Source organism: Streptomyces cadmiisoli, assembly GCF_003261055.1.
In the GTDB taxonomy this organism is placed as follows: domain Bacteria; phylum Actinomycetota; class Actinomycetes; order Streptomycetales; family Streptomycetaceae; genus Streptomyces; species Streptomyces cadmiisoli.
Genome location: NZ_CP030073.1, coordinates 3,668,549 through 3,691,345 on the forward strand (window position 1 = coordinate 3,668,549; position 22,797 = coordinate 3,691,345).

23 protein-coding genes and 4 pseudogenes are annotated in these 22,797 nt (G+C 64.1%); 11 read left to right on the plus strand and 16 right to left on the minus strand.

What is annotated here, in order from left to right; translation table 11 throughout:
- Positions 1-116: 116 nt before the first annotated feature.
- The 4 genes from DN051_RS45040 to DN051_RS45045 all read right to left on the minus strand — a co-directional run bounded on the left by DN051_RS45040 (position 117) and on the right by DN051_RS45045 (position 4,085).
- Entirely contained in the window at positions 117-779 is a 663-nt protein-coding gene (locus DN051_RS45040; RefSeq protein ID WP_162624930.1) for an MAE_28990/MAE_18760 family HEPN-like nuclease, read from the minus strand.
- Between the two features lie 11 nt (positions 780-790).
- Entirely contained in the window at positions 791-1,930 is a 1,140-nt protein-coding gene (locus DN051_RS15495) for a GmrSD restriction endonuclease domain-containing protein (RefSeq protein ID WP_112438913.1), read from the minus strand.
- A gap of 3 nt (positions 1,931-1,933) precedes the next feature.
- Positions 1,934-2,914 (minus strand): hypothetical protein, encoded by a 981-nt coding sequence (locus tag DN051_RS15500; RefSeq protein WP_162624931.1) that lies wholly within the window; start codon positions 2,912-2,914, stop codon positions 1,934-1,936.
- Positions 2,915-3,539: 625 nt separating this feature from the next.
- A complete protein-coding gene (locus DN051_RS45045) occupies positions 3,540-4,085 on the minus strand; it encodes a hypothetical protein (RefSeq protein ID WP_162624932.1) in 546 nt (181 codons plus the stop codon).
- A gap of 492 nt (positions 4,086-4,577) precedes the next feature.
- Between DN051_RS45045 and DN051_RS15505 the strand changes: the two genes are divergently transcribed.
- Positions 4,578-5,492, plus strand: coding sequence for a phosphotransferase enzyme family protein (locus DN051_RS15505; protein ID WP_112438915.1), 915 nt, complete (start codon positions 4,578-4,580; stop codon positions 5,490-5,492).
- Between the two features lie 15 nt (positions 5,493-5,507).
- On the opposite strand, the gene DN051_RS15510 is transcribed toward DN051_RS15505, so the two are convergent.
- The 5 genes and pseudogenes from DN051_RS15510 to DN051_RS15525 form a co-directional block, all read right to left on the minus strand.
- A complete protein-coding gene (locus DN051_RS15510; RefSeq protein ID WP_199314938.1) occupies positions 5,508-5,879 on the minus strand; it encodes a hypothetical protein in 372 nt (123 codons plus the stop codon).
- A gap of 28 nt (positions 5,880-5,907) precedes the next feature.
- A pseudogene (locus tag DN051_RS46490) lies at positions 5,908-6,306 on the minus strand (IS5 family transposase); the annotation flags it as partial.
- Between the two features lie 16 nt (positions 6,307-6,322).
- Positions 6,323-6,685: pseudogene (locus DN051_RS15520) on the minus strand (IS701 family transposase); the annotation flags it as partial.
- Between the two features lie 159 nt (positions 6,686-6,844).
- Positions 6,845-7,558, minus strand: a complete 714-nt coding sequence (locus DN051_RS45050) for a hypothetical protein (RefSeq protein ID WP_162624933.1) — start codon at positions 7,556-7,558, stop codon at positions 6,845-6,847.
- A 45-nt stretch (positions 7,559-7,603) separates the two neighbouring features.
- Positions 7,604-8,305 (minus strand): hypothetical protein, encoded by a 702-nt coding sequence (locus DN051_RS15525; RefSeq protein WP_162624934.1) that lies wholly within the window; start codon positions 8,303-8,305, stop codon positions 7,604-7,606.
- Positions 8,306-8,410: 105 nt separating this feature from the next.
- On the opposite strand from DN051_RS15525, the pseudogene DN051_RS48110 reads away from it, so the two are divergent.
- Both DN051_RS48110 and DN051_RS15535 read left to right on the plus strand, forming a co-directional pair.
- Positions 8,411-8,840, plus strand: a pseudogene (locus DN051_RS48110) (phage terminase small subunit).
- A gap of 347 nt (positions 8,841-9,187) precedes the next feature.
- Entirely contained in the window at positions 9,188-9,565 is a 378-nt protein-coding gene (locus DN051_RS15535) for a hypothetical protein (protein WP_199314939.1), read from the plus strand.
- A gap of 122 nt (positions 9,566-9,687) precedes the next feature.
- Here DN051_RS15535 and DN051_RS46495 read toward each other — a convergent pair.
- Together DN051_RS46495 and DN051_RS15545 are read right to left on the minus strand one after the other, a co-directional pair.
- Positions 9,688-9,810, minus strand: a pseudogene (locus DN051_RS46495) (IS701 family transposase); the annotation flags it as partial.
- A gap of 159 nt (positions 9,811-9,969) precedes the next feature.
- Entirely contained in the window at positions 9,970-11,310 is a 1,341-nt protein-coding gene (locus DN051_RS15545) for an NsdA family TPR-like regulatory protein (RefSeq protein ID WP_484420467.1), read from the minus strand.
- A 242-nt stretch (positions 11,311-11,552) separates the two neighbouring features.
- On the opposite strand from DN051_RS15545, the gene DN051_RS15550 reads away from it, so the two are divergent.
- Together DN051_RS15550 and DN051_RS15555 are read left to right on the plus strand one after the other, a co-directional pair.
- Entirely contained in the window at positions 11,553-12,110 is a 558-nt protein-coding gene (locus DN051_RS15550; protein ID WP_112438918.1) for an ATP-binding protein, read from the plus strand.
- A 320-nt stretch (positions 12,111-12,430) separates the two neighbouring features.
- Positions 12,431-12,727 carry a hypothetical protein gene (locus DN051_RS15555; RefSeq protein WP_112442289.1) on the plus strand — a complete coding sequence of 99 codons (297 nt, stop codon included), beginning with the start codon at positions 12,431-12,433 and terminating at the stop codon, positions 12,725-12,727.
- Between the two features lie 410 nt (positions 12,728-13,137).
- Here the strand turns inward: DN051_RS15555 and DN051_RS15560 are convergent, their stop codons facing one another.
- Positions 13,138-13,917 carry a GntR family transcriptional regulator gene (locus tag DN051_RS15560; RefSeq protein ID WP_112442291.1) on the minus strand — a complete coding sequence of 260 codons (780 nt, stop codon included), beginning with the start codon at positions 13,915-13,917 and terminating at the stop codon, positions 13,138-13,140.
- Positions 13,918-14,082: 165 nt separating this feature from the next.
- On the opposite strand from DN051_RS15560, the gene DN051_RS15565 reads away from it, so the two are divergent.
- From DN051_RS15565 to DN051_RS15580, 4 genes are all read left to right on the plus strand, one after another.
- Complete coding sequence (locus tag DN051_RS15565; RefSeq protein ID WP_112438919.1) at positions 14,083-14,430, plus strand: SCO3933 family regulatory protein; 348 nt, start codon at positions 14,083-14,085, stop codon at positions 14,428-14,430.
- The gene (locus DN051_RS15570; protein ID WP_112438920.1) at positions 14,430-15,731 is read left to right on the plus strand and encodes an FtsK/SpoIIIE domain-containing protein; all 1,302 of its coding nucleotides are present in this window, start codon (positions 14,430-14,432) and stop codon (positions 15,729-15,731) included. Before DN051_RS15565 ends, DN051_RS15570 begins: the two co-directional genes overlap by 1 nt.
- Entirely contained in the window at positions 15,728-15,925 is a 198-nt protein-coding gene (locus DN051_RS15575; protein ID WP_112438921.1) for a hypothetical protein, read from the plus strand. The genes DN051_RS15570 and DN051_RS15575 overlap by 4 nt, the downstream gene beginning before the upstream one ends.
- A 308-nt stretch (positions 15,926-16,233) precedes the next feature.
- Entirely contained in the window at positions 16,234-17,604 is a 1,371-nt protein-coding gene (locus DN051_RS15580) for a replication initiator (protein WP_112438922.1), read from the plus strand.
- 216 nt (positions 17,605-17,820) lie between these two features.
- Here the strand turns inward: DN051_RS15580 and DN051_RS45055 are convergent, their stop codons facing one another.
- The 3 genes from DN051_RS45055 to DN051_RS15590 form a co-directional block, all read right to left on the minus strand.
- The gene (locus tag DN051_RS45055) at positions 17,821-18,351 is read right to left on the minus strand and encodes a hypothetical protein (RefSeq protein ID WP_162624936.1); all 531 of its coding nucleotides are present in this window, start codon (positions 18,349-18,351) and stop codon (positions 17,821-17,823) included.
- 208 nt (positions 18,352-18,559) lie between these two features.
- Positions 18,560-20,038, minus strand: coding sequence for a recombinase family protein (locus tag DN051_RS15585; RefSeq protein ID WP_112438923.1), 1,479 nt, complete (start codon positions 20,036-20,038; stop codon positions 18,560-18,562).
- 184 nt (positions 20,039-20,222) lie between these two features.
- A complete protein-coding gene (locus DN051_RS15590) occupies positions 20,223-20,795 on the minus strand; it encodes a DUF4291 domain-containing protein (RefSeq protein ID WP_112438924.1) in 573 nt (190 codons plus the stop codon).
- A gap of 124 nt (positions 20,796-20,919) precedes the next feature.
- Here DN051_RS15590 and DN051_RS45060 point away from each other — a divergent pair, with 124 nt between their 5' ends.
- The gene (locus DN051_RS45060; protein WP_162624937.1) at positions 20,920-21,084 is read left to right on the plus strand and encodes a hypothetical protein; all 165 of its coding nucleotides are present in this window, start codon (positions 20,920-20,922) and stop codon (positions 21,082-21,084) included.
- A gap of 249 nt (positions 21,085-21,333) precedes the next feature.
- Here DN051_RS45060 and DN051_RS15600 read toward each other — a convergent pair whose 3' ends face one another.
- On the minus strand, positions 21,334-22,002 hold the full coding sequence (locus DN051_RS15600) for a hypothetical protein (RefSeq protein WP_112438926.1): 669 nt from the start codon (positions 22,000-22,002) through the stop codon (positions 21,334-21,336).
- A 65-nt stretch (positions 22,003-22,067) separates the two neighbouring features.
- Here DN051_RS15600 and DN051_RS45065 point away from each other — a divergent pair, with 65 nt between their 5' ends.
- Complete coding sequence (locus tag DN051_RS45065) at positions 22,068-22,694, plus strand: hypothetical protein (RefSeq protein WP_162624938.1); 627 nt, start codon at positions 22,068-22,070, stop codon at positions 22,692-22,694.
- Positions 22,695-22,797: the final 103 nt, after the last annotated feature.

Below are 22,797 nucleotides of genomic sequence, written 5' to 3' on the forward strand. Positions count from 1 at the left end.
GACAGGCAATACTGTCCTAGCCCAAGGCTGGGAATAAGCCGGCAGGAAGAACCAGATCAGCTTCGGGTCAGCTTCCCCACCGTTGTCAAACGTCGGGCAATGATTTCATCCCCAAATCAAGGCGCGAGCCGGAACCACTCTTCCGAGAGGGCTTGAGTTAGCACCCGAGACAACCCGTTCATGAACTCTTCACACTTCTTCATGTGCACAGAGAACATCCCTCCCGAGATCTTTTCCTTTCGGCTGCCATGGGCGATGTCGTTGCGAACTCGCTTCACGAACTCGATCGAACTGTATTGCTCTTTCGCGACTCGATCGACCGGAATTCCCAGAGATACCAAAGCTCGTTTCAGGACGTCTGAACCCAGGTTCATCTCCATAGAAACAGCAACCTCGGCGGCTATGGAAACAGGCCCATCGCTCAATTCCTGAAGTCTCTTAACGAAGGAAATTTGATGTCGGGCCCGACTTGTCAGCCGGCCCTCTTCCTCACTGGCTCCAACCCCTTTCCTCAAAGTGTCAAATTCGACAGCGAGGGCGGCCGCCATAAGCTCCGGCTTCAGATGCTTCACAGGGAGACTGCGCGCATTTACAGCGGTGACGTACAGAGATAGGGCATTGCGCGTAAATCCTTCGAGATGCGCATACTGCATCACGAGGATCGCGCGAAGCGAGTACACCGAAGCTTCCTCCGGCGAGACGTCACCAAGTAGGTGGTTAAACAGGTGCCGCAGCTCATCAAGGCGCCAGGCCATGTCTTCTTCGAGCTGTGCCCGCATCTCTGAGACTTTCACGAAAGAGCCTTCGAGAATCGATCAGCAAAGAAGCCGACGCGGACCTGGAGCGAGATGCGATCGTTTTTACCACCTCCCGTCGCTTGCAGAAATCCTTGATCAGTTTTCCCTTGCCTGACTACGTTCGCCAACGCTGCGATTTGCTCTTCGTTATCAGGGTCAATTCGGTCCAGAACGTTCTGAATCCCTAGAGCAATACCTTCGAAGTGATAGACGGAGAACTGCCAGCGAGCTTCTCCACGCTTAGAAACAGTTCCCATGATCTTCTGTGCGAACCCGGACGCCTCGCCGACTTTATGGAGAACCTCAAAGGTCTTCTCGAAAGTCTTCGCTTCACGCTCGTAGTCGAATTGCACGAGGCCGGAAGGGTCCGACACGGCCTCCATGTAATCCGTCAAGAAGTCGGCAATGTCATGCTTATACGTAGCGCCGACATTCTTGAAGGCGAAGAAGCGGAGAACCAGCTCTTGGTCGAACTTCTCCCTCTGCGCCTTCTCAGTCAAAGTCTCGACGCAATACGCAAAGTCAAGGTTACGCGCCAAGTCAATCATGTATTGATTGAACTTATTGGAAAGCAGGCGAATGGTGGCGTTCCGGACTTCCTGCTTTGAAAGTTGCTCGCCACCGGTATTGAGCCGCTTGAACATGTAGTACCGCAGACGCGGATCACTCTCCTTGCGCAGAATCTCCGCTCGGATATAGCTGCGCTTAATTTTGATCTCCAGCGCCCGCGGAAGGTTCGCATAGGTGTGCCCGTTGAGCTCAGGAACGATATCGCAGTCAGACAGAACCAAGGGATCTTGCAGTTCCCCTTTTAGCTTCAGCTCGCCCCTGAAGTGCAGGAAGGACGAAATACGCTGCAATCCGTCAATCAACTCATAAACACGATCTTCTCGCTCAATCAGAAAGATTGGCGGAACGGGAAGCTCAAGCAAGAGAGACTCGATGAACCGAGACTGCGCACCTTCGGTCCATCGAAACATGCGTTGGAACTCGGGGTCGATGATGAGCTCTTCAGACTCATACATGTCTGCCAGCTCATTGAAAGAGAAGTCATTACTTTTGGTTCTGATACCAGTAATTTTCCTGTCAACCGCCTGAATCAAATCATCCGGCGACAGAGTTCCTTCTGACATTCTCTACCCCCTACGCAAAGTGATGACCGATTCCTCGACATCACCCTTCTTATAAGCTCTTGCCGCAGTGTTCAGGGCGGTCAGTGAGCGGCGCACCTCGAACCTTTCCTGAAGCTCAAGATCCCATCCACGCGCCCTCGACTCTTCAATGCAGATTTCCGCAAGCGGAACTGGAACATCCTTGTAGAAAGAATCCTGGATCACAAGGTGTACCGTCGCTTTGCGCTTACAGACGCGATTCAACTGATCGAAGCCAGCCGTCAAATCATCGAGGTACTGCCGGGCTTGTTTTAGGTAATAGCCCGATGAGGCTTTACTGTCGTGCTGCGCGATGCGCTCAAGAAGCGACTTCCCAGCCCCCCCCAGGGCGCTCAAATCCAGAGAATCTTCCCGTCGAATCAGCGTAGTACCCATCAGGCCAGAACGGAGCCTCCTGTCCGAGGAGATATCGATGCCGAGTATCGCTAGCTCTCTCGTGTACGCAACCGCATAGTCAATCCGAGTCAGATAGGGAGGCGACGTAAGGACTACATCAATGCGCTCGTCGGCGATCGGAAGGGCAGAGGAATCCCCACCAATCAGCGTAATCGGCGCGGAGTATTTTGGATGCTCCGCTGCACGGCTGGAAACAAAGTAGATCTCGCGCTCGACGGCTAGATCCACCTCGCTGTAGTCCAGGTAAATTAGGGACGACTCTTCTTTAGCTCTCTTGACCCAGGTTGGATTGCTACCTTCAAAAGATTTCGTGAGGGATCGAACCGCACGGAAGAGAGCGACCATACCAATGGTATACAAGTCGACGTCAAGCTTCTTAATTACGCGATGCCAATCGCGTATCCGGGCAATCGCTTCAGCGTCAAACCAGGCAGCTAGTGGATCTCGTCGAAAACGCTCGGTATCGCGCGTGCGAGGTTTGGGGGGCCTCTTAATGTCGCCCGTGCATCTACCTGCATCGGAACGTAGGCGGGCGATCACGTTGGCCACCGGATTCCGGTCCACTCCAATGGACTGAAATCCGAGATGTTGGGCGGCAAGGGTCGTAGTGCCGCTGCCATTCCAAGGATCCAGGACTACGCCTGAGGCTTCCCATCGCATTAGTTGGTTACAGGCCCACTCAAAGGAGAATCCCGCATAATACGGAAATACGTCCGCCAAGCCCGCTTTCTCCACTGCCGGCCGCTTAGGTGAGAGGGCACCCCCCCGAGTGGCGCCAGGCGCCTGCACGTCGTCAAACAGAGTCGGGATCGGCTCCTGGCTTGCAGCTTGAAGCGGGCTGCGAGTGAGGCGATCCACTTTCCTTCTCTCAGATTCGTAGCAACGATTGCGAGCCCCCAGTGTACGAGACTGGGTCGTGGGGTCGCGGATGGTACACCTTCTCACGAAGGGGCGCCTCCGGGCTGTGCGGGCTCCCTGCTGTCCGGCGATCCGAGCAACGCTCGCGCGGGGCAGGTGCAGACCTGCGGACCACTTGTGGACGGACAATCATCGAAGTAGCTATCAGCCGCCTCCGACCAGGCCTGGCCCCTGCAACTGTCTCGGCCTCCGGAACCTTGTCAGGCAAACCCGATTCGGTCGGGCACCAGAGGAAGCGACTGCGCCAGCGGCGGCGTCAAAGTGCCGTAACGTCACTCACTGACAAGACAGTAGCGTGATCTAGGGCATCGCCGGCGTGGTAGCCACAGGCGGCGACGTACACCACACCCTCCTGCCCCCAGCCGGCGACAATCCAGCGAGCAGCCCTGGTGCACGGTGCCCCATCACTCTGGCGGCGCTCGGAACACGCGATCTTGGGCGTGAAGTATCCAACAGGGCTCCCTGCCACTACGGGAGCCCGTACATCAACGAAGGCATCGGAGACAGGATGTGCCGAATCGAGCACTGCCCCCTGGAGTGCCTGCTGTCCTCCAGCGTCCTCCGTGCCGAAGATCTCGGCAGCGAAGCGCCCAACACCGTCGGAGCAGAACAGTGCAAAGGTGCGCCGCTCCACGTTGGGGTACGGGCTGAATGGGAGGGTCAGGTTTACGTCCCAGCCGTAGCGGTTCATCTCAAACGCCATCGAGTCCGTCATTCCGGGTGCCCAGCCGTGGCAAGGTCTGCCGTGAGGATCAAGCTCCGGATCTAGAGGTGTTAGCGCTGGCATGATCAGGCGGAGCACGATTCTCCCTCACGTCACACTCGGCTGGCGAATTCTTGAGCAACGAACGTCGCCGCGGTAATTCTCCTGAACCAAGAGACTACTTGCCGTGCTGGCCCCCCACCGTCGGTGAGCAGCGGGCAGGTTCGGCCCGCACCACAAGTGCACCAGATCGAGCGGGGAGTAGCGGGGAATCATGGTGAAGGCAACCGCGGGCCGACGTGCCCACGGCTCGATCGTTTACCCAGGTCAGCGCCCGAGCTGGTTGTAAGTGCTCGCAGCTTCCCAAGCTGATGCTCCCTGACATTCGCCCGGAGTCGGGAGAAGTAAACTGCCATTCCACTGAGTGGGGGGCGAACACTAGCGGTCAGCTGGGGCGTGTGACGCGTCCTTGAATGCTGCGCCTCGATCGTCTGCGGCTGGGTACGGTCATCGTCATGTCCGGCACACGTCGGGTTGGTCACCCGTAGACGTGTGCTGGTGGATCGCGCGACCAGGGGAGCTGGTACGAGCATGGCGGTTGACGCTGCTCGCACGGAAGATGGGTTCACATCGGCGAGGGCTGCGAAGGTGATGTCTGCCGCCTGCCGGGCGGTCGGCATTGACGACAGAGACGCCGAGTTGATTCGTCTTGGGGAGAACGCGTTGTTTCGGCTGGCCTCCGTGCCGGTGATCGTGCGCGTGGCTCGCGGGGAACAGTGGTTGCCAACGGCCCGCACAGAAGTTGCCGTGTCACGGTGGTTGGCGGAGGAAGGGTTCCCGGCTGCTCGCATCGTCGAGGATCTGGAGCAGCCGTTCTTGACTGACGGGCACCCCGTGACCTTTTGGCATCTGATCGTCGAGGCCGATCGTAAGGCGACGTATGGCGAGTTGGGTGGCGTCTTGCGGGATCTGCACTCGCTGACCGTGCCGGACGGTGTGGTGCTTCCGTCGTTCTCGCCCTTCGACAAGCAAGAGCTGCGCATGGACCGAGCCGTGATTCCGCGGGATGACAAGGTCTTCCTGAGGAACCGCTGGCGTGAGCTTCAGTACAAGTACGCCGAGTTGAAGTTCGAGACCCCGAAGGGGCCGGTGCACGGGGATGCCCACGTGCAGAACCTCATGGTCGATGATCAGGGGCGCGTCATCCTGATCGACTTCGAAGCCTTCTGTTACGACCACCCTGAGTGGGATCTCATGGTGACGGCAGTCGAGCATCACAGCCTCGGGTGGCAGACCGACGAGCAGTACGCCGACTTCGTGGCCGCATACGGGCGTGACCTGTACGACTGGCACGGGTACGAGACGCTGCGGGGTATCCAAGAGTTCGGCATGACGACGTGGCTCATGCAGAACGTGCAGGAAGACGAGCAGACTGCGGCTGAGTATCGCCGGCGTATCGCTGGGCTGCGTAACGACGATGCTCCTCGGGACTGGCGGCCCTGGTAGCTGCTAGGCCGTGTTTTAGAACTCGCTGACCTGGCTGGTGGGCCGTCCGGGGAAGTCGCGGGCGGCCATCCAGATAGTGAGGTCGCGGGCGATGTCGTTGATGCTGGTCGCCGTGGTGACCTCGTTCTCATCGCGGGTGGTGTCACGGCGGACGATCTCGTAGCCGCCTTCGTCCAGGACGGCCACGGAGGCGAACCAGACGGGATCGTCCTCGTCGGGCTGGACGACGACGAACGTGTTGTCGGAATCGTTGAGGTCGCTGATCAGCATGAACAGCGCGTCCTCGGAGGGGTCGACGATGCGGTCGCCGCTCTCGCTGTCGGCGCCGTAGTACTGAGCCCCCATCGTTGCCTTCCCCTCGCTGTCGACCCTGGTCGCGGTCAGCATGGCATGAGGAACCGACAGCTCAGTCCGGTCACAGCCATTCGCCGATCGCAGCGATCAGGACGGTGGCTTCGAAGCGGACGGCGAGTTTGTCGAACCGGGTGGCGACCGCCCGGTTGCCGGTTGATCCCGCACTCGACCGCGTGCCGGGCCTTGTAGTCCTCGCGGTCGAAGGCCGGAGGCCGCCCGCCAGCGTTCCCGCGCCGTTTGCGGTGGGCGGCCTGGTCGGCTGGCTCCGGGATCGTGCAGCGGATTCCTCGCTTTCGCAGGTAGGCCCGGTTGGCGCGGGAGGAGGTCTTGTCGCCCCGCACTCGCAGCGGCCGGACACGGGGACGGCCCGGTCCGGTGCGGGGCACCCGGATGCCTTCCAGGACGGCGGTGAATGAGGACTGTCACCGCGCTGACCTGCGGTGACCAGCAAGGACAGCGGCCGTTGGCCGGCTGGTGGCCAGGGCCAAGAACACGCCGACCTGGGCGTTCTCGATGCGTCCCGCGGTGCCGGTGTACTGCCGCTGCACCACGGCCGAGGAGCGGCCCTTCTTCACAAAGCCGGTCTCGTCCACGATCAGTACGCCGCCGTCGGCGCCGAGGTGGTCAGCAGCGTAGGCACGCAGGTCGTCGCGGACCGCATCGGCGTCCCAACGGGCGTAGCGCAACAAGCGCTGCATCGGTCCGGGCCGGGTCTGGCCCGCCTACTCGGCCAGCTGCCAGCAATTCTTCCGCTCGACACTCGACAGCAGCCCGAGCAGGTAGGCGCGAGCTGCTGTCCGAGGTTCAACTCGTTTGAACCGCCCCGCGATCCGGGCCATGGCCTGGTCGAACATTTCCCGCCAGCGGGCAGGGTCTACGCTATGGCCTGCGGCCAACGCACGATCTTCAGGAGTCCACACAGCCCCCGATGATCACGCGGTGGCCGTACCCGTTCCCAGCCGGGACCTGACGCAAGATCGCGAAACCAAACTTGAGTATTAGCCGCCGAATACGGCGTTGACAATTTCATGCCCCTGCTGAATGAGCAGCGAGAGGCCACCCGTCACTTCAGAAGCGGAAGTAAGGGCTAGCATGACGCGATCAGTGGCGCGTCGAAGAACTCCCTGATCTGCGGGGGCGTCAGAAGCTGCGGTTTCCAATTCGCGTACGCCGTCCAGAAGCTCCGCCTCCTCCTCAGCGGGAAGGTTCAGGACGGGCGCCATTTGCCTGATCAGCGTTGCCAACTGTAGAAGATGTCCAACTTGGGCTGCGTCAAATCCGAAGTTGTTCGTTTGCCGTACGGTTCCATGGCTCCCCCCGATGACGCTCCCCTTCGGGTTATGCACGTTGTATGTGGTGGTGGAAGCGCCGCCTTGCGTCGGGTTAATGAACCTAGAGACCGGCATGCCCATCTCGGCACAGTCAACCCCTTTTGCCGTTAGGCGTGGATACATGAGATCGTCTTCATCTACGTCCTCATCATAGATATCTCGTGGATACCTAGGCTCAACGAGTCCTTGATTCCAAAGATAGCCCTGCGCCTCATCCACCTCTGCAGCAGTGATCAGTACTCCCTCGTAGCTCGGCGGGGGCTGAGTTGCGAGGAACCATCCTAGCCCGGCCGGTAATGTGCTTTGGTCCTGGTACAGCCAGCGGATGATCGCGGTTCGGATGTGGTCTTTGCGACGAATGAGTGCGCGTTCGGAATTCATCTAGACCCCCAGCAGAGTTACAGCGGGACATCTACCCATTTAGTGTTAGCCGCCGAATACGGCGTTGGCAATTTCATGCCCCTGCTGAATGAGCAGCGAGAGGCCACCCGTCACTTCAGAAGCGGAAGTAAGGGCTAGCATGACGCGATCAGTGGCGCGTCGAAGAACTCCCTGATCTGCGGGGGCGTCAGAAGCTGCGGTTTCCAATTCGCGTACGCCGTCCAGAAGCTCCGCCTCCTCCTCAGCGGGAAGGTTCAGGACGGGCGCCATTTGCCTGATCAGCGTTGCCAACTGTAGAAGATGTCCAACTTGGGCTGCGTCAAATCCGAAGTTGTTCGTTTGCCGTACGGTTCCATGGCTCCCCCCGATGACGCTCCCCTTCGGGTTATGCACGTTGTATGTGTGGGTGGCCGCGCCACCTTGCGCCCGGTTGTTGAACTCAGAGACCCGCAGGCCCATCTCGACGCAATCGATCCCCCTCGCGGTCAGACGCGGCATAGAGAGGAGATCTGGGTCCTCGTCCTCGTCGGGGGTGAATGAAGGCTCGACGAGACCTTGACCCCACAGATAGTGCTCCGCCTCGCGTACCTCTTGACGGGTGATCCGCACTCCGTCATAACTTGGCGAGGGCTGAATTCGGAGAAAGTCTTCCAACCAAGAGGGCGTTTCCGTGCACTGGTGTAGCCAGCGGATGATTGCGGTCCTGATGTGGTCTTTGCGACGAATAGACGCGAGTGCGGAATCCACCCTTTAGACCTCCGGTAGAGACTCAACGGGGGTCGATTGTACTGACGTACCAGCATTGCTGGTGGCTCAACCGTCCAACGTCTCTGTAACAAGCGAGCTGAGCGCATGCCTGGCCCCGTACCCAACCGCGAGGCCGACCTCGCCCGCCCGCGCGAACGCCAGGGGAGCGACGTTCAGTCCGTGACGCGCGGCGTCGCCCGGCCCACGAAGGTGCCGAACGCTGACCGCCCCTGGCATCCGATCGCGAAGCGCCTGTGGGCCTCCCCGAAGGAGTCCGGCCAGTCCGACATCTACCAGCAGTCGGACTGGGCTCTCGCCTACTCCCTGTGCGAAGACCTCTCCGTCTGCAAGAAGTCGGGGAAGCGATCGGGGCAGACTCCAGACCATCTCCTCGGCCTTCGAGCGACTCCTCGTCGCCGAGGGCGATCGGCGTCGTGTGCGCATCGAGTTGAATGAGCCCGAGCCGGAGGAGCAGTCCGCGGCCGTGCTGGCGATTGCCGACTACAAGAAGGAGTTGGGGATGAGTGGGCGCTGAGCCCCGAACGAGGTCGGAACCCAGCGCCTTCTCATTTCTGGTCTGCCCTTCGGGCCCTTTGCTCTTCAAGCCAAAGGCGACGTAGACGCAGTGCACCGCGCAAGCCGTGCAGAAGGTAGAGAACTACCCGACACCATCCTTCTACGTCATCGACCTGGATATGAGTATCCAATTGACCTTCACCCCACTCAACTGAGTGCTCTCCGTTTCCGGAGGGCGCCAGTCGAACGACCGCAGGTGCGGCCCCGCCCGAGGGGAGGGCGGTGAGCGGGGCTTGACTACCCCTCACAGACAAGGACGCACCACCAGCCCGAGTAGCTCCGGGTGTTCGTTCGTGGAGGTGGGCCTTGGCGGCACAGCTCGCCGACGAGGAGATCGACGCCCTCGAACCGACCTTCCTCGGCCCCACATGGCTGCGGGAGCAGGACAGAATCTGGAAGCTCCCCGAGCGCACGCTCGGCTGGCAGATCGCCCGGTGGTGCGCGGAGTTCCTGAAGGCCGAGGACGGCGGGCCTGACGCTTCAACGCGCGAGCAGCTCCGCTTCGTGCTCTGGTTGTACGCGGTCGACGAGACTGGCCGCTTCATCTACCACAAGGCCGTGTTGCAGCGCCTCTGGGGCCAAGGACCCGCTCTTGACCTTAATCTCGTCTGTCAGTCCCCGTCGTCTAGCCTGGGCACCTTCCCCCGCCGCAGTAGCGCTCTCCCGGCCGCCATCGTCGCGTGAATCGATGGGGCGGTGATGGGGATTGATGCTTCTCCGCGCCGGCGAACGATGCTGATGAATGCCCCTCAACCGACCCGTCGACGATGGCCCCGTGGACGCTGCATCGGTCCGGGCCGGGTCTAGCCCGCCTGCTCGGCCAGCTGCCAGCAATTCTTCCGCTCGACACTCGACAGCAGCCCGAGCAGGTAGGCGCGAGCTGCTGTCCGAGGTTCAACTCGTTTGAACCGCCCCGCGATCCGGGCCATGGCCTGGTCGAACATTTCCCGCCAGCGGGCAGGGTCTACGCTATGGCCTGCGGCCAACGCACGATCTTCAGGAGTCCACACAGCCCCCGATGATCACGCGGTGGCCGTACCCGTTCCCAGCCGGGACCTGACGCAAGATCGCGAAACCAGAGTGGAGTACTAGTCGTCGTCCTCGTCCAGGCGGGCGAGTGCGTCGTGCACCTTCTCACTGAAGGCGACCACAGTGGGATTGGTGGCGTGGGTGCTGACCTCGGCTTGGAAGTCGGTGACGTAGCGCTGGAAGCGGGTGGACTGGAGGGAGTCGCCGCCGTCGACTGCGAGGCTTGCTGTGGTGACGGCTGCTTCCAACTCGCCGTTGAGTAGCTGACTCTGCGCAAGGACCATGCGGCAGAACCCAAGGGTTCGTGCGTACTTCGGGTCGGTGCTGTCCACGGCGCGCTGGGCTTGCTCGACTGCCTCGCGGCGCATCTTGAGGTCCCGGAAGCAGTGGCAGAGTTCGCCCATGAGTTCTGCTTCGTCGAAGTAGCGCAGCCATGCGGGATCGTCTGCTGTGTGGGCGCGCTCGAAGTGGCGCTCTGCCTCTCTCATTGCCCTGCTGGCTGCGGTGCCGTCGCCTGCGTTGGAAAGGGCGCGGGCTTCCATGGCTGAGTAGTTGGCCATGGCGCGCGGGGTGGCTCGGCCCTTGGCGCCCTCGACGGCGGCGCGGGCCAATTGGATAGCCTGTGCGTGGCTGCCGAGGTAGTTGGCTTGGTGGCTGAGGTTGCCGAGGATGCGGGCGCCGAACATGCGGTCATCGACGACTTGCGTGAGGCGCAGGGTGGACGTCAGGTAGCGGTGGGCGAGCCGGTGGTTCCCCGTGTCGTATGCGGTCCACGCCAGCAACTGGGAGACCTCGGCGGCTGCGCTGAACAGTGCTGTGCCGACCTTTTGGCTGTAGCTCGCGTCCAGGAGGGGGAGCACCTCGTGGCGGAAGTAGTGCCGCAGCGCTTTGTGGCCGTGGCCTCCGCCGTACTTGAAGTCCAGTTGCATGAACATGTCGGCGGCATCTCGGATCGCGCGGACGTCGCGCATGCCCACTCGTTGGTGAGCGGGTTTGTGGGCGTGGATGCCGTCGGGGCGAGCGATCATCCATGACAGGACCGCGGAACTGAGGTCGCCTTCCGCGATGACGAGTTCTGCTGCTGCCGGGGCTTCTGCGCGCTCCTGGGCCAGTCTGTCGAGCATGGATAAGACGTCTGGAACGGTGCTTGGGTAGCCAATGGGCTCCGGCGTGGTCGCCTTGGTGCTGCCGAAGAAGCCGAGATCTCCGGGTGTGATGCGGCGGCCGAGCTTTGCCGAGAGAACGTCTGCCATGATCGCGGCTGTCTGTGGCCTGATGCTTGAGCCGTGGCGCCATCGCTGTACGGCGACGTGCGTTGTGCCCAGCTCGATGCCTCGTCGGCCGGCCTCGTCTGTCATGCGTTTCGCGAGGCCCTTGTTCGAGATCTTCGCTTCACTCATGACGGCGATCAACTGCGCGTTTGGCTCTCGGCTCATGCTCCCCTGCCAACCCGAGAATGACGGCGAGTATTCATCCTGTCACAGCAGTATCGCCCTGGGGGTTCATTCGCGAACCCCCCTTGGGTTTGCCGGTGTTCACGTGAACCCCCTTGTGAACGCTCCCGCCTTGACCTCGGGCGCCGTTCACTGGTCGGCACAGATCGGTGGGTCACAAGGCTCGCCAGTGCTCCGGAGGGAACGCGGTGGAAGTGCAGCAGAGCAAACACTCAGCGAACGCCTCGGTGACGGTCGCCCCGCACCGCTCGGTGCACGATCCGGACAACGGTCATTTCCGGGCGCTGACGCTCCATGCTGAGGATCCGGACTGTGTGAAGGCAGCGCGTGACATGGTCGGCTGCTATCTCCAGACCTGGGGATTGACGTACGCGGTCGATGACGCGCGGCTCGTCGTGTCCGAGCTGGTCGGCAACGCCGTCCACCATGCGGTCCCTGACAACCGCCTTGCGATGCCTGGTGCCGCGCGGCGTATCGATGTGTGGCTGATGACCTATCCCGATCTGCTGGGGATCGGCGTCTCGGATGAGGACTCCACTCCGCCCGATCTTCCGGCGGGCGAGTTCATTTCGCCGGAGTTGGCGGGTGACTTCATCGAGGCGCTGTTGCCTGATCGGGGGCGCGGGCTGTTCATCGTTCAGCGCCTGGCCGATGCGGTGTGGTGGTCGCCAGGACTCAACGGCGGCGGCAAGACCGTGTGGTGCCGCCTCGATCTCGACCGACTCTGGGCCGAGCACTCGGCCTGACTGACACCGGGCCACCGCCCTTGTCTGCTCCCTCGCGATCGGGAGCGGGCGGCGACCCGGTCACCGGCTGGAGGCTGACCACTCCGGCCAAAGGGCGCGGCCTCTCGTAGGTCCGGGGGCTCCCCTCCCGAGTGAGGGGCCGCGCTTCAGATCCTCATATAGGCCGGGCCACCCCGTCAGCCCTGGAAAGCGAAGGGTGGCCCGGCTGGGAACACGGCGGTCCCCGGTGCCTGATGGTACCGGGGCCGTCGTGCTGCTTTCTGGCCCTGACCAAACGAAATTGACGATCCGTTATCTAGATCAGGGCAGAGGTGGACAAGGTGACTGGCTCGGGTGAGGGCTGGCTGAGTGACGGTCTCGACGCGCCGGGCGCGGACTCGGGTCTCTGGGTCTCCGGTGTCGACTACATCGGCGGGTGGCGCGAGGCGCGTGAGACCGCCGATCGGTTAAACCGGGCGCTGCTCGGCTTGGGGTTCGAAGTGCCCGCCGTGCGGGCCGTGGCGTCGACGAACGAGGACGGCCGCGGGGTGGTGCGGCTGACCGGCTGGCCTGGTGCGGTAGAGCACCTCGCGCGACTGCTGGAGACCTGCCCGGATCGTGACGGTGGTGCGTCGTGAACGGCTTTTCAGCTGGTGAGCGGTGCGCGTGGGCACGTCGTCGGCCGGAGAGACTTTGGGCTGGAGCTGCCATGGGGCGAGTGAACAGGGGGCCCTACGCTGGCCCGGCGAATCGGGCAGGCACTGGTGCTGCCCGCGGTTGTGCCCGATGGGCCCCCTGTTCTTCGAGGCTCGCCCCATGGTGGCTGCCTAAAGTCTCGGAGGGCGTCGACCCCCGGCCCCGTGGGCCCTGGCCTGCGACGGCCGGTCGTCGCCTCGACTTCTTGGGGGTGCTGCGGTGTGGGGCGCCGGCCGTCCGGACGGGACCGGCGGTCACGCCGCACGCCCGGCCGGGGCGGCCGGGCGCCCCGGCGCGCCGCAGGCGCGCCCTTGAGGAAGTGAAGGCCATTTCGACCGATCATCCCCGCCGCTCAGGCGCGGGTGCGTGGCGTGGGCTGCTTGTCGGCGGTGATCCGGTAGGCGAGTTCGGCACGGTCCGCGCCGAAGCGGAGTTCTTCGAGAAACACCGGGCGTTCGTCGGCATCGTGCGCGACGCGAGCAACGTGCAGGATCGGTGTCGCGTCCGGGAGCTGGAGGGCGGTTCGCTGGTCGGGCAGCGGCATGTGCGCGCGTACCGTCTCGGTCCAGGACAGCTCGTGTCCGGCCTGGGTGAGCAGCCGGTAGATCGCGGCGGGAGGCTTGCACGGCTCCTTGCCGAGGAGCGGAACAGCCTCGGCGACCTCGAACGGGATCAGCGTCCGGTGCATGGCACGGGTCCCGGTGCTGGGATCGACGAGGAGCCGGTCACAGCCGAACAGTGCTTCCTCCTCGCCGAGTTGGAGGAGGCGGCCAGTTTCCTTCGTGGTGCGGGTGCGGTAGGTGCTGGGCTGTTCGGTCTCCTGCCAGATGTCGCCGTTGGGCATCACGAACTTGCCCTCGGCCGTGCGGCTGATGCGGCGCTCGATGGTCAGGACGGGGTGTCCGCTGGTGCGTACGAAGCTGCCCTTGCCGTGGCGGACGTCGATGAGCCCTTCGGCGCGCAGGGCCGCGATGGCGTTGCGGACCGTGGGGCGCGAGACGCCGTAACGGGCCATGAGCTGGGCCTCGGACGGCAGCAGGGACTCGGGCGCGAACTCCCCGGACAGGATCGCTTCGCGGATCGCTGCGGCCACCTGCTGGTACAGGGCTCCGGGGCGCTGGATCTCTGACATCTCGGGATCTCCCGGGGTGAGGTCATAGTCACGTCGCACGCGCGACATCACTCGTCAGCATAAGTAGTTGCGGGGGCGCCGTACAGGACTTCATAGTCGTAACTCGTAAGGACAAGTGACGTCAGCATGTTGCTGGTGTCCCAGCGGCCAAGGAGGCCAATCACCATGCAGTCCATTCCCGTGGACACGGCACGACTGGGCGTACTGCGGTGCGCCATCGCGCCGGAAGCAAAGCTCAGCAATCACGAAACGCAGGAGGTGAAGAGGGACCGAGAAGGCAACCCCGTCTACACCGTCGCGGTCACCGTGCGGCAGGACGGGCGACGGATCTCCGTCATCGAGATCGCTGTGTCCGGCGTTCCGAAAGGCATCGAGGAAGGGCAGATCGTCCGCGTCACCGGCCTGACGGCCTTCGTCTGGTCGATGGGCGAGCGGCACGGCGTCAGCTTCCGGGCCGAAGCCATCACGCCCGTTCCGGCAGCACCGGCGCAGGGCAAGGGCGGTGGCGCGTGATGAGTCCGATCCTGCTCGCGCTCGGGCTTGCGGTGCTGGCCTGGGTGCTGGTTGTCGGGGACCTGGTCCGCCGGCATCGCCCTGCCTGGCACTGGTACATAGTCGGCTACCCGGTGACCGCCTGGCGAGTGGTGGCCACCTGGCGGCGGATCGCCGTACTCAACGACCTCGCCATCTCCCGGCTTCCGTCGCGCACGCACCTCGGTCACCTGCTGGTCAAGGGTGACCCGGTGCGGCCGGTGGCCCCGCGTTGCTCGTTCCCTCGCGCCACCTCGATGGGGCTGAGCGTGGTGGTGCGGCTGCACGCGGGACAGACCCCGGCGACGTACGTGAAGGCGGCCGATGCCTTCGTGCACGCGTGGAAGGTGCACGCCGTACGGGTCACCTCCCCGGAACGCGGCGTCGTGCTGCTGACCGCCATGGCGCACGACCCGCTGGAGCGGCCCGGCTTAGCCACGGCTCCGGCCGAACTGCTCTCCGTACTGATCGGGGCGCTGGAGACAGGCGGGGCGTGGGTGATGAATCTGCGCCTGGTCCCGCACTGGCTGATCGCCGGAGCCACCCGGTCCGGCAAGTCGACACTGCTGGCCCGGCTCATCACCCAGCTCGCCACGCAACGCGTCGCCCTGGTCGGCATCGACTGCAAAGGCGGCATGGAACTCGGCCTGTTCACCGCACGACTCAGTGCGCTGGCGACCTGCCGCCGTGAAGCGGTCGCCGTGCTCTCCGCCCTAGTGATCGACATGCAAGACCGGATGAGTGCCTGCCGGTCGGCCGGGGTCCGCTCCGTCTGGGAACTGCCGGACAAGCTCCGCCCGGTGCCGGTCGTGGTCCTGGTCGACGAGATCGCCGAGCTGTATCTGTCGGACGGCACCCGCGAGAGCAAGGCGGAAGCCGAGCAGTGTTCCACGCTCCTGCTGCGGCTGGCCCAGCTCGGTGCCGCCCTCGGTATCCACCTGGTCGTGGCCGGCCAACGCGTCGGCTCCGACCTCGGCTCCGGGGTCACCGCCCTGCGTGCCCAGCTCGGCGGCCGGATCTGCCACCGGGTCAACGACCCCGGCACCGCGGAAATGACCCTCGGCGACCTCAACAAAGACGCCGTCGCCGTCGCCCAATCCATCACCCCCGAAGAGCGCGGCGTGGCCGTGTGTACCGGGCCGGACGGCGGCTGGAGCCGTGCCCGCTCGCACCTGACACCGACCGATGAGGCCGTGGCAACGGCACGGAAGTACTCCGCGATGACCCCGGAACTGCCCCTCGTCACCCGCGCCCTCGCGGCGGTGGAAGGAGAGCACAAGTGATCAGCGAAGGTGCGGTGTTCATGTTCGCGGTGGTCTTCGGGATCATCACCGTCCTCCTCGTCCGCTCCCGCAACGTCCGCGCGTGGGAAGCGGTGTGCGTCGGACTCTTCGGCCTCTACCTCGGCCAGACCCCCGTGCTCTTTACCGTCCACGGGCTCGTGACCTGGATCATCAGCGGCTTCTCCCACACCTGAGCAGAAAGGACACCCCAGCCATGCCCATGCCTCGCGTGAGGTGCCCCCAGTGCAAGGGGGACGGCGCCCGCAAGACCTGGACCGGCCGCATCCGACGCTGCCGCGTTTGCCGCGGTACCGGCACCATCCGCTGAACTGCCAAATCATCCCTGACCAAGAAACGGAGTGATCCCCATGACCGACGACGCGCCACCACCGCTACCCCTCACCCGTGCCGCTACGGCGGCCCACCCCGGAAGGTCACCACCATCACCCCGCACCCCACCACCCCGGCCGACAGGCGCGCCGCCCTCGACCGCGCGGCGCGCCTGCGTCAACTCCCCGAAACCGACCGCGACGCAATCCGCATCGCAAAAGACCCCCAGTTCGCCCGCTGGCTGGAGCAGATCACTGCCACTGGCGGGTGTGCTCACCCCATCCATCTCACCGGCTCCACCACCACCCTGGACAGCGCAACCGGCGAGATCCTCCATCACTACGACACCCGCAACGAACCCGGCGAACGTCTCCTCGTCCGGTGCCGCAACCGCCGCGCCACCGTCTGCCCGGCCTGCTCCCACCTCCACGCCGGAGACACCTTCCACCTCGTCCGCGCGGGCCTTCTCGGGGGCAAGAACGTCCCCGCCGCCGTCCGCTACCGGCCCCGTCTCTTCGTCACCCTGACTGCTCCGTCCTTCGGACCCGTCCACCGGGCGACGGACGTCTGCCGACCCCGCCGCGACGGCGGTACCTGCGAGCACGGCCGTCCCCTCGGCTGCGGAGCTGCCCATACCTCCGATGCCCCGATCGTCGGCCAACCACTGTGCCCCGACTGCTACGACTACACCGGCCACGTCCTCTGGCACGCACATGCATCCAAGCTGTGGGACCGGTTCGTCATCGACGTACGGCGGTGCCTCGCCTCTTCGGCCGGCCTCGTACAGTCCCGCTTCGCCCAGCACGCCCGGCTGTCCTTCGCCCGCGTTGCCGAGTACCAGAAACGGGCAGCCGTCCACGTCCACGCCATCGTCCGCCTCGACGGCCCGACCGGGCCCGACGAAGACCCTCCGGCTTGGGGGACGACCGAACTACTCGCCCGTGCAGTTCATGCCTCCGCCGGGCGGGTTCTGGTCCACACCCGTTACAGCCCGGCCATAGGAGAACGAGCCTTGGGCTGGGGCGCCCAGGTCGATGCCCGGCCTCTGCGCGCCGACGGCGACGGACCCGCTGATGACGCGGTAGCCGCGTACGTCGCCAAGTACGTCACCAAGGGAGCCAGCGACACCGGCGCCGGCCTCGACCACAAGGTCACCAGTTGCGCAGGCATCGAGACAGCACCCGTTAACGCACACGTCCGCAGCCTCATGCGCGCCTGCTGGAGATTGGGCGGCCTGCCTGAGTACGGGCAGCTCAACCTGCGCACCTGGACCCACACCCTCGGCTACCGGGGCCACATCCTCACCAAATCCCGCGCCTACTCGACGACATACGCAGCGCTCCGCACCGAACGCGCCACCCACATGGGCCACACCGACCTGCCCGACACCGCAACGGAACGGAACTGGCGCTACGCAGGCTCAGGCCACACCCCGGGCGCCGCACTCATCGCCGCCGGAGTCGCTGACGACTTGGCGGCCGCCCGGGAAGCGGCGCACAGCGCTGTCTCGTCCATTAGGGGGGACGCACTTGGTGCCGGATGAGCTTCGAACACGAGTTGCTGCGTCACGCGCCCGACAGGGGCTACCACCGGTCATTGAGGATCTGGCAATCATCGAGAAAGTTGTCCGCGCCCTTTTACTGGTCCAGCCGGAATGCGATTCACCAAGACTTGCCGACGATCGATCTCATTAAATTTCAGCCGGATCTCTCCGAACGGGCCAGCTTATCGCAGAAAAGTGGGCAGAAGCTCTGCATTTCTAGCCAATGCGCAATCCAAGCCGCAGAGCGTAACTCGCGAGGCAGTCTTTTGCCATTACCGCCGTCTCTCGACTGGCACTTTTCAAAGAAGCAGCAATATTTGTCAGGATCTGGAAATCTGCAGTGTTCGGATCAGGTGGATGCAGGCAAACCCTGTCGTACTCGCGCAAATGCCTTTCGAATTTCTCTCGCTGCCCATAAATGGACTCAAAGTTTGACATTGAGAGATTTTCCGATGCAATGGACCAAACTTCAAGAAACCTCGTTCGCAAGTCAGGCTCGGAGTAGTTCGGGGTATATAATCTATACTGGATCAGATTATTTCTTGATTCGGCATCCAGATACATGCCTCTCATCAAGTCCGCCACTTTCGAGCAGGCCTTGTCTGCGAGATCGTACTTCTCCTCGTTGCGCTTCCTGCGATCCTCTTTCCCTGTGATTTTCGGTGCCCGCCCTGCCCCCCATGACGTCACGCCCGCTGCCACGACGGCTCCAACTGCGGCCGCGGATGCGGCGAGGATCGTTGTCATGGATGAACTTGGCATGGGCATGGATGTACCACATTCGCCCCACCCCTGTCTGGCGAATGCTCTAGAAGGATCCGCTTCGGCGGCTCAGTTGCGCGGAGCAAACTACGCATCCGACGGCAACCGGCCCAACATGGAGTCCGCTTGTGGCCCTCCACCAGCCCTCATGATTCGACAGGTGAGCGCAAACCTATGCTCAGGCGGGCGGGAGTTAGGCGATCCAGTCGAACACGAAACGATCAACATCCCACCGCTTGCGCGGATTCGCTGGACGCACCTCGATCGACCGGACGCACGCCGTGATGATGGCTCTGCGCTGGGAGTTGTTCATCTTCTTCCATCGGGCCTGCATATCCTCAAAGGTGCCCACAAAACCACTGAGGACTGCGATCCGGGAAACCTTCGCCAGCTTCGCCCGGTTCACGTCAAGTCGCTCCTCAATTGACTGACGGGCGATCATCCATTCCTTACGGCTGATCCTTCGCTCGCCCATGTCCTTCGCTAGGGCTTCGAGTTCCTCCTCGTCTTCCCGGATCTCGTCGTACAACCCTTTGCCGACGTAGTCCTGATCGCGTAGGCGCTGCATGAACGCCGGAGACTCCAGAGCGGCCAACACCATGTCCCGCACGTGATCGTCCGTCCGCTCGGCATTCGTGGCCGTACCGGCGCAGGAGTCCGTACCAGGAGTGTTGGGGCAAACGTAGCGTGGCACGCCGCTCCTCGGCCGGCCCACCATGCCCCAACCGCACGGGGTTCCGTCTGCCTTCGGCTTCCAGCAGTGCAGGACACTGGTGAGCAGATAGCTTCGCTTGGTCGTGCCCTCCACGTTGCGCCTCCGGGCCGGGTCGCTGAGAATCCGCCGGACGCGATCCGAGTCATCATGGCTGATGATGCCCGGCCAGACGGCATCGGCAACGATCTCCCCAAGCAGCGGGCGCGTGCTTCCCCACGAACCACGCGGCGTGTGTTCGCGACGGCCGCTGATCCGAGCAGACGCCAGCAAGCGGCGCAGTCCAGAGGGCTTCCACGGCTTACCTGCCGGGCTCGTGATCCCCCGTGCCTGCCAATCCCGACAGATGCTCGCCAGGCTCTCGTTCGCAAGTATGCGCCGAACTCCTTCGCGTATGGCCTCGGCCTCGCTCTCACATATCGTCACACGGTCGTCCTCGTATCCGAATGGCCGCTTCCCTCCCCCGGCCACCCGCCCCGCCTCGGCGGCCTGGCGACGCTGGCGCTTCTGTCGTTCGGCCTTGTGCTCCGCCTCATGGCGCGCGGCAGCTCCCAACATGCGGGCGACCATGCGACCGGTCGGTGTCGCAAGGTCGATTTCCCCGCTGACCGTGGCCAGCTCGACGCCCCGGCGATCGGCAAGGTCAATGACGTCTTCCAGCTCGCGCGGCGAACGTGTCAGCCTGTCCACGTGCCATACCGCGATCGCGTCGACCTCGCCCCTCTTCACCGCAGTCAACAGTTCTTGCCACGCCGGCCGCGGCGCTCCGGAGTACGCGCTGACGTCGTTGTCCGTGTGCACGGCTACTACATCCCATCCCACGCGGGCGCATAATGCCCGGCAGTCCTCCTCCTGGCGCGCGACGCCGAGTCCTGCACCACCCCGGTCCTGGCTGATCCGGCAGTAGATCGCTGCTCGCCTCGCACCCGAAGTGCCCCTCTTGACCGTGGAGTTCGTCATGGGTCACATAGGTACACCCTCGTAGGGACGGGGGTGTCCTGTCCGGCGGGTATCGCTCCGGCGGCAGAAGGTACGGAGCGGTAGCCGACCGGGCCTGAGCCCGCTACGGGACGCTCCCGGCCCGACCGGCCTGCGCTGTCGTGCGGCCCATCGGCGGCAGCGGGCCGCTCAGCGGGCCCCTCGGTCACGAGCGCAGGTGCGCGGTGAGTTCGTCTCCGGCCGGGTACGGCCGCTCCTGGGGCAGCAGTCGGGTCGCGGCGGCCAGGTCGCCGCTGCCGACGTGTGCGTGGATCTCGTGGGCGAGTGGGGTCACGTCGCTGATGGAGACCGTCCATTCGTCCGCGTAGCGTCGTGCGGCCTCACCAGAGAGGCCGAGCTGTAGGGACCGGTACGGCAGGGGCCGCAGGTGAAGGTCGCGCTCCGGGTCCCACTGCACACGGGTGGGCGCACGCTTCAACCGGCGCTGCCAGGTGGCCCGGTCGGGATGTACCCCGCGGACGTAACTCGACAGGCACGCGTGCCGCAGCGCCCACTCGAAGCCGTCGCGAGCGATCTCGACCGCGAGAACGGTCTCCTGTCCTGCCTTCGTGCCCCAGCCGCAGCGGTACATCATCCACAGGAACGACGGCTTGATCCATGTCAAGCCGTGTTCACAGTCCCTTGTCGCGGTACTGCCCAGGCGCCAACCCCGTGTCCAGGGCGGGGGAGTTGCCGGCGAGGAACGTAAGTCGGCATGCCGCGTGCGAGCATCCCTCATGCTCCTCTTTTTCTCTGCCCTGCCTGCTGCGCTGGCGCTCACGGCAACTGTGACCGGTCTCGTCACGCATGCGGTGCGACGGGTGCGGGAAGGAGGCAGGCCACGTCTGGCGAGCCCCAGGCCCTTGGCGCTCGGCACCGGACTCGCTGCGACCAGCGCGCTCCTGATCTTCAGCTACGCCGATCTGCTCTACTCACCCGGGTTCTACGGGGACAAGACCTGCATGGTCAGGATGGGCGTCAGGACCTACCCGGACTCGCACAGCTACTTCCCGCTCAGCACGGTTTGAAGCGGCGTGGAGATCGTCCCGCCCTGGGTCAATCCGGCGATCGTGGTGCTGCTCGCCCTGGCGGCAGCGGCACTCGTAGCTCTGCCGTTCGCATACGTGGTAAGCCGGGCGTCCACCAGGACCGCCTGACATGCGCCGTGCCCGGTCGCACCAGCAGCGCGGCCTGCTTTTCTCACTGGAACGGGCACTGGACGATTCCGGATCGCACCTGGCCGGTATTCGTTGGCCAGGGTAAGCAGTCTGGTCCGGTCAGACCTGGGCGGCGTCCGAATGGCTGTCGCCACTCCGGCGTGTCCAGAGCGACAGGTCGCTGCTTGTCGCCACGGCAATTGTCTGCCCGGAAGGTGAGAAGCCGGCTGCGCGGAATGTGGAGTAGTTCGAGTGAAAGATGTGCCACCACTTCTCTCCGTGCGGACCGGCGTGGGGCAACCCGCCATCACTGGACAGCAGGACACGGTCGTTCGGCCAGGCCGGGGCGACGACCTCTAGGGTCCAGCCGTCCCCGGTAGTGGTGTGAAGCCCACCGCCGAAGAGTCCCGCGATGCGTACGCGGCTTCCGGTGATCGGCCCCAGCCCGGGGCAGGTCAGGTCGGCAACTGCGTCAGGGGTGCTGTCCTCGGGGTCGAGGTCGCGGTCCCTGGCGATCTTCTCGCCGGTGACGGCGTCGAAGAGCCCGTGGCCATCGTGCGAGACGGCCATGACCAGGTCATGGCCACTGTCGGGATGCGCCGCGAAGCCGATGCCGAGCAGTCCACCGACAGGGACGCCGTACGCGTACTCGAAGACGGGCCGCCAGGGCGCGGGCGCGGGAACGACAGGGGCAGCGAGCAATCGGTCTCGTAGAGCCCGCTGGTAGGCGGAGAGTCCCGGTTCACTCACGGATTGCTCCATCGGAGCCGTCCTCTTGATCCACTTCATCACCCCCTCATGATCTCACTCCAGCGGGCTACCGCGCGGAGCCAGACAGCTGAGAAGATCACGGCATGGCAGCCTCCGACGAACGTCCGCCCGATGGCTGGGCCTTCCTTGGCGTCGGAGACCCGTTCCTGGTTGTCCCTGACGAGCAGCGCGGCCTTCTGGCCGTGGCAGGCCCGGATGCTCACGGAAGCGCTACGCCGGTCGCGGTCTGCAACAGCCGTTCCTTTGTCCGTCGTGTGGCTATTCGCTCACGCTTCCCGGTGCACGCGCTGGCCTTCCATCCCCGGCGTCCACTGCTCGCGATAGGTACCGGCAGGTACGACGGCGGCTACTTCTTCGAGGGAGAGCTACTCCTCCTGCACCTGAAAACGGGCGCAGTGACTTCTCTCATCGAGAACGACTTCGGCCGTCAGGTTCTGGGACTGGAGTGGCTCGACGAACGGTCACTGCAGGTCCTCATGGCGCCGCCAGACGACTGGCAGGACGAAACGGCGCACGAGAACGGACACGTTGCTGTGGTGGCGCGAGCCGACTGGACCACTGTCCCCGCACGGTCACTCAACGGTCGGGACCTGGCCGGCCCAAGGACCCCCGCGCCGCGTCCCGAGCCCCGCGAGGCAGCGCGACGAGCGGTCGCCACACTGCGATCCCTTTGGCAAGCCCAACGAGCCGAACCTTCGGGAGACCTGTGAACGTCCCCCGATGTCACCAGGACGGCACGATGCACCCTGATAACGGATGGAGGCTGTGAGCGAGGCTTGATGACCCACGTCAAGCCGTGTTCATCACCCCTTC

Coding starts and splice junctions, on each gene's coding strand:
- DN051_RS15570 (WP_112438920.1), top strand. CDS start 14,430: ATGAGTCCGATCCTGCTCGCGCTCGGGCTTGCGGTGCTGGCCTGGGTG.
- DN051_RS15590 (WP_112438924.1), bottom strand. CDS start 20,795: ATGAGGGATGCTCGCACGCGGCATGCCGACTTACGTTCCTCGCCGGCA.
- DN051_RS45065 (WP_162624938.1), top strand. CDS start 22,068: ATGGCAGCCTCCGACGAACGTCCGCCCGATGGCTGGGCCTTCCTTGGC.
- DN051_RS15600 (WP_112438926.1), bottom strand. CDS start 22,002: ATGAAGTGGATCAAGAGGACGGCTCCGATGGAGCAATCCGTGAGTGAA.
- DN051_RS15495 (WP_112438913.1), bottom strand. CDS start 1,930: ATGTCAGAAGGAACTCTGTCGCCGGATGATTTGATTCAGGCGGTTGAC.
- DN051_RS15510 (WP_199314938.1), bottom strand. CDS start 5,879: ATGCTGACCGCGACCAGGGTCGACAGCGAGGGGAAGGCAACGATGGGG.
- DN051_RS45050 (WP_162624933.1), bottom strand. CDS start 7,558: ATGAATTCCGAACGCGCACTCATTCGTCGCAAAGACCACATCCGAACC.
- DN051_RS15560 (WP_112442291.1), bottom strand. CDS start 13,917: ATGTCAGAGATCCAGCGCCCCGGAGCCCTGTACCAGCAGGTGGCCGCA.
- DN051_RS45055 (WP_162624936.1), bottom strand. CDS start 18,351: ATGACAACGATCCTCGCCGCATCCGCGGCCGCAGTTGGAGCCGTCGTG.
- DN051_RS15545 (WP_484420467.1), bottom strand. CDS start 11,310: ATGAGTGAAGCGAAGATCTCGAACAAGGGCCTCGCGAAACGCATGACA.
- DN051_RS45040 (WP_162624930.1), bottom strand. CDS start 779: ATGCGGGCACAGCTCGAAGAAGACATGGCCTGGCGCCTTGATGAGCTG.
- DN051_RS15565 (WP_112438919.1), top strand. CDS start 14,083: ATGCAGTCCATTCCCGTGGACACGGCACGACTGGGCGTACTGCGGTGC.
- DN051_RS15505 (WP_112438915.1), top strand. CDS start 4,578: ATGGCGGTTGACGCTGCTCGCACGGAAGATGGGTTCACATCGGCGAGG.
- DN051_RS15585 (WP_112438923.1), bottom strand. CDS start 20,038: ATGACGAACTCCACGGTCAAGAGGGGCACTTCGGGTGCGAGGCGAGCA.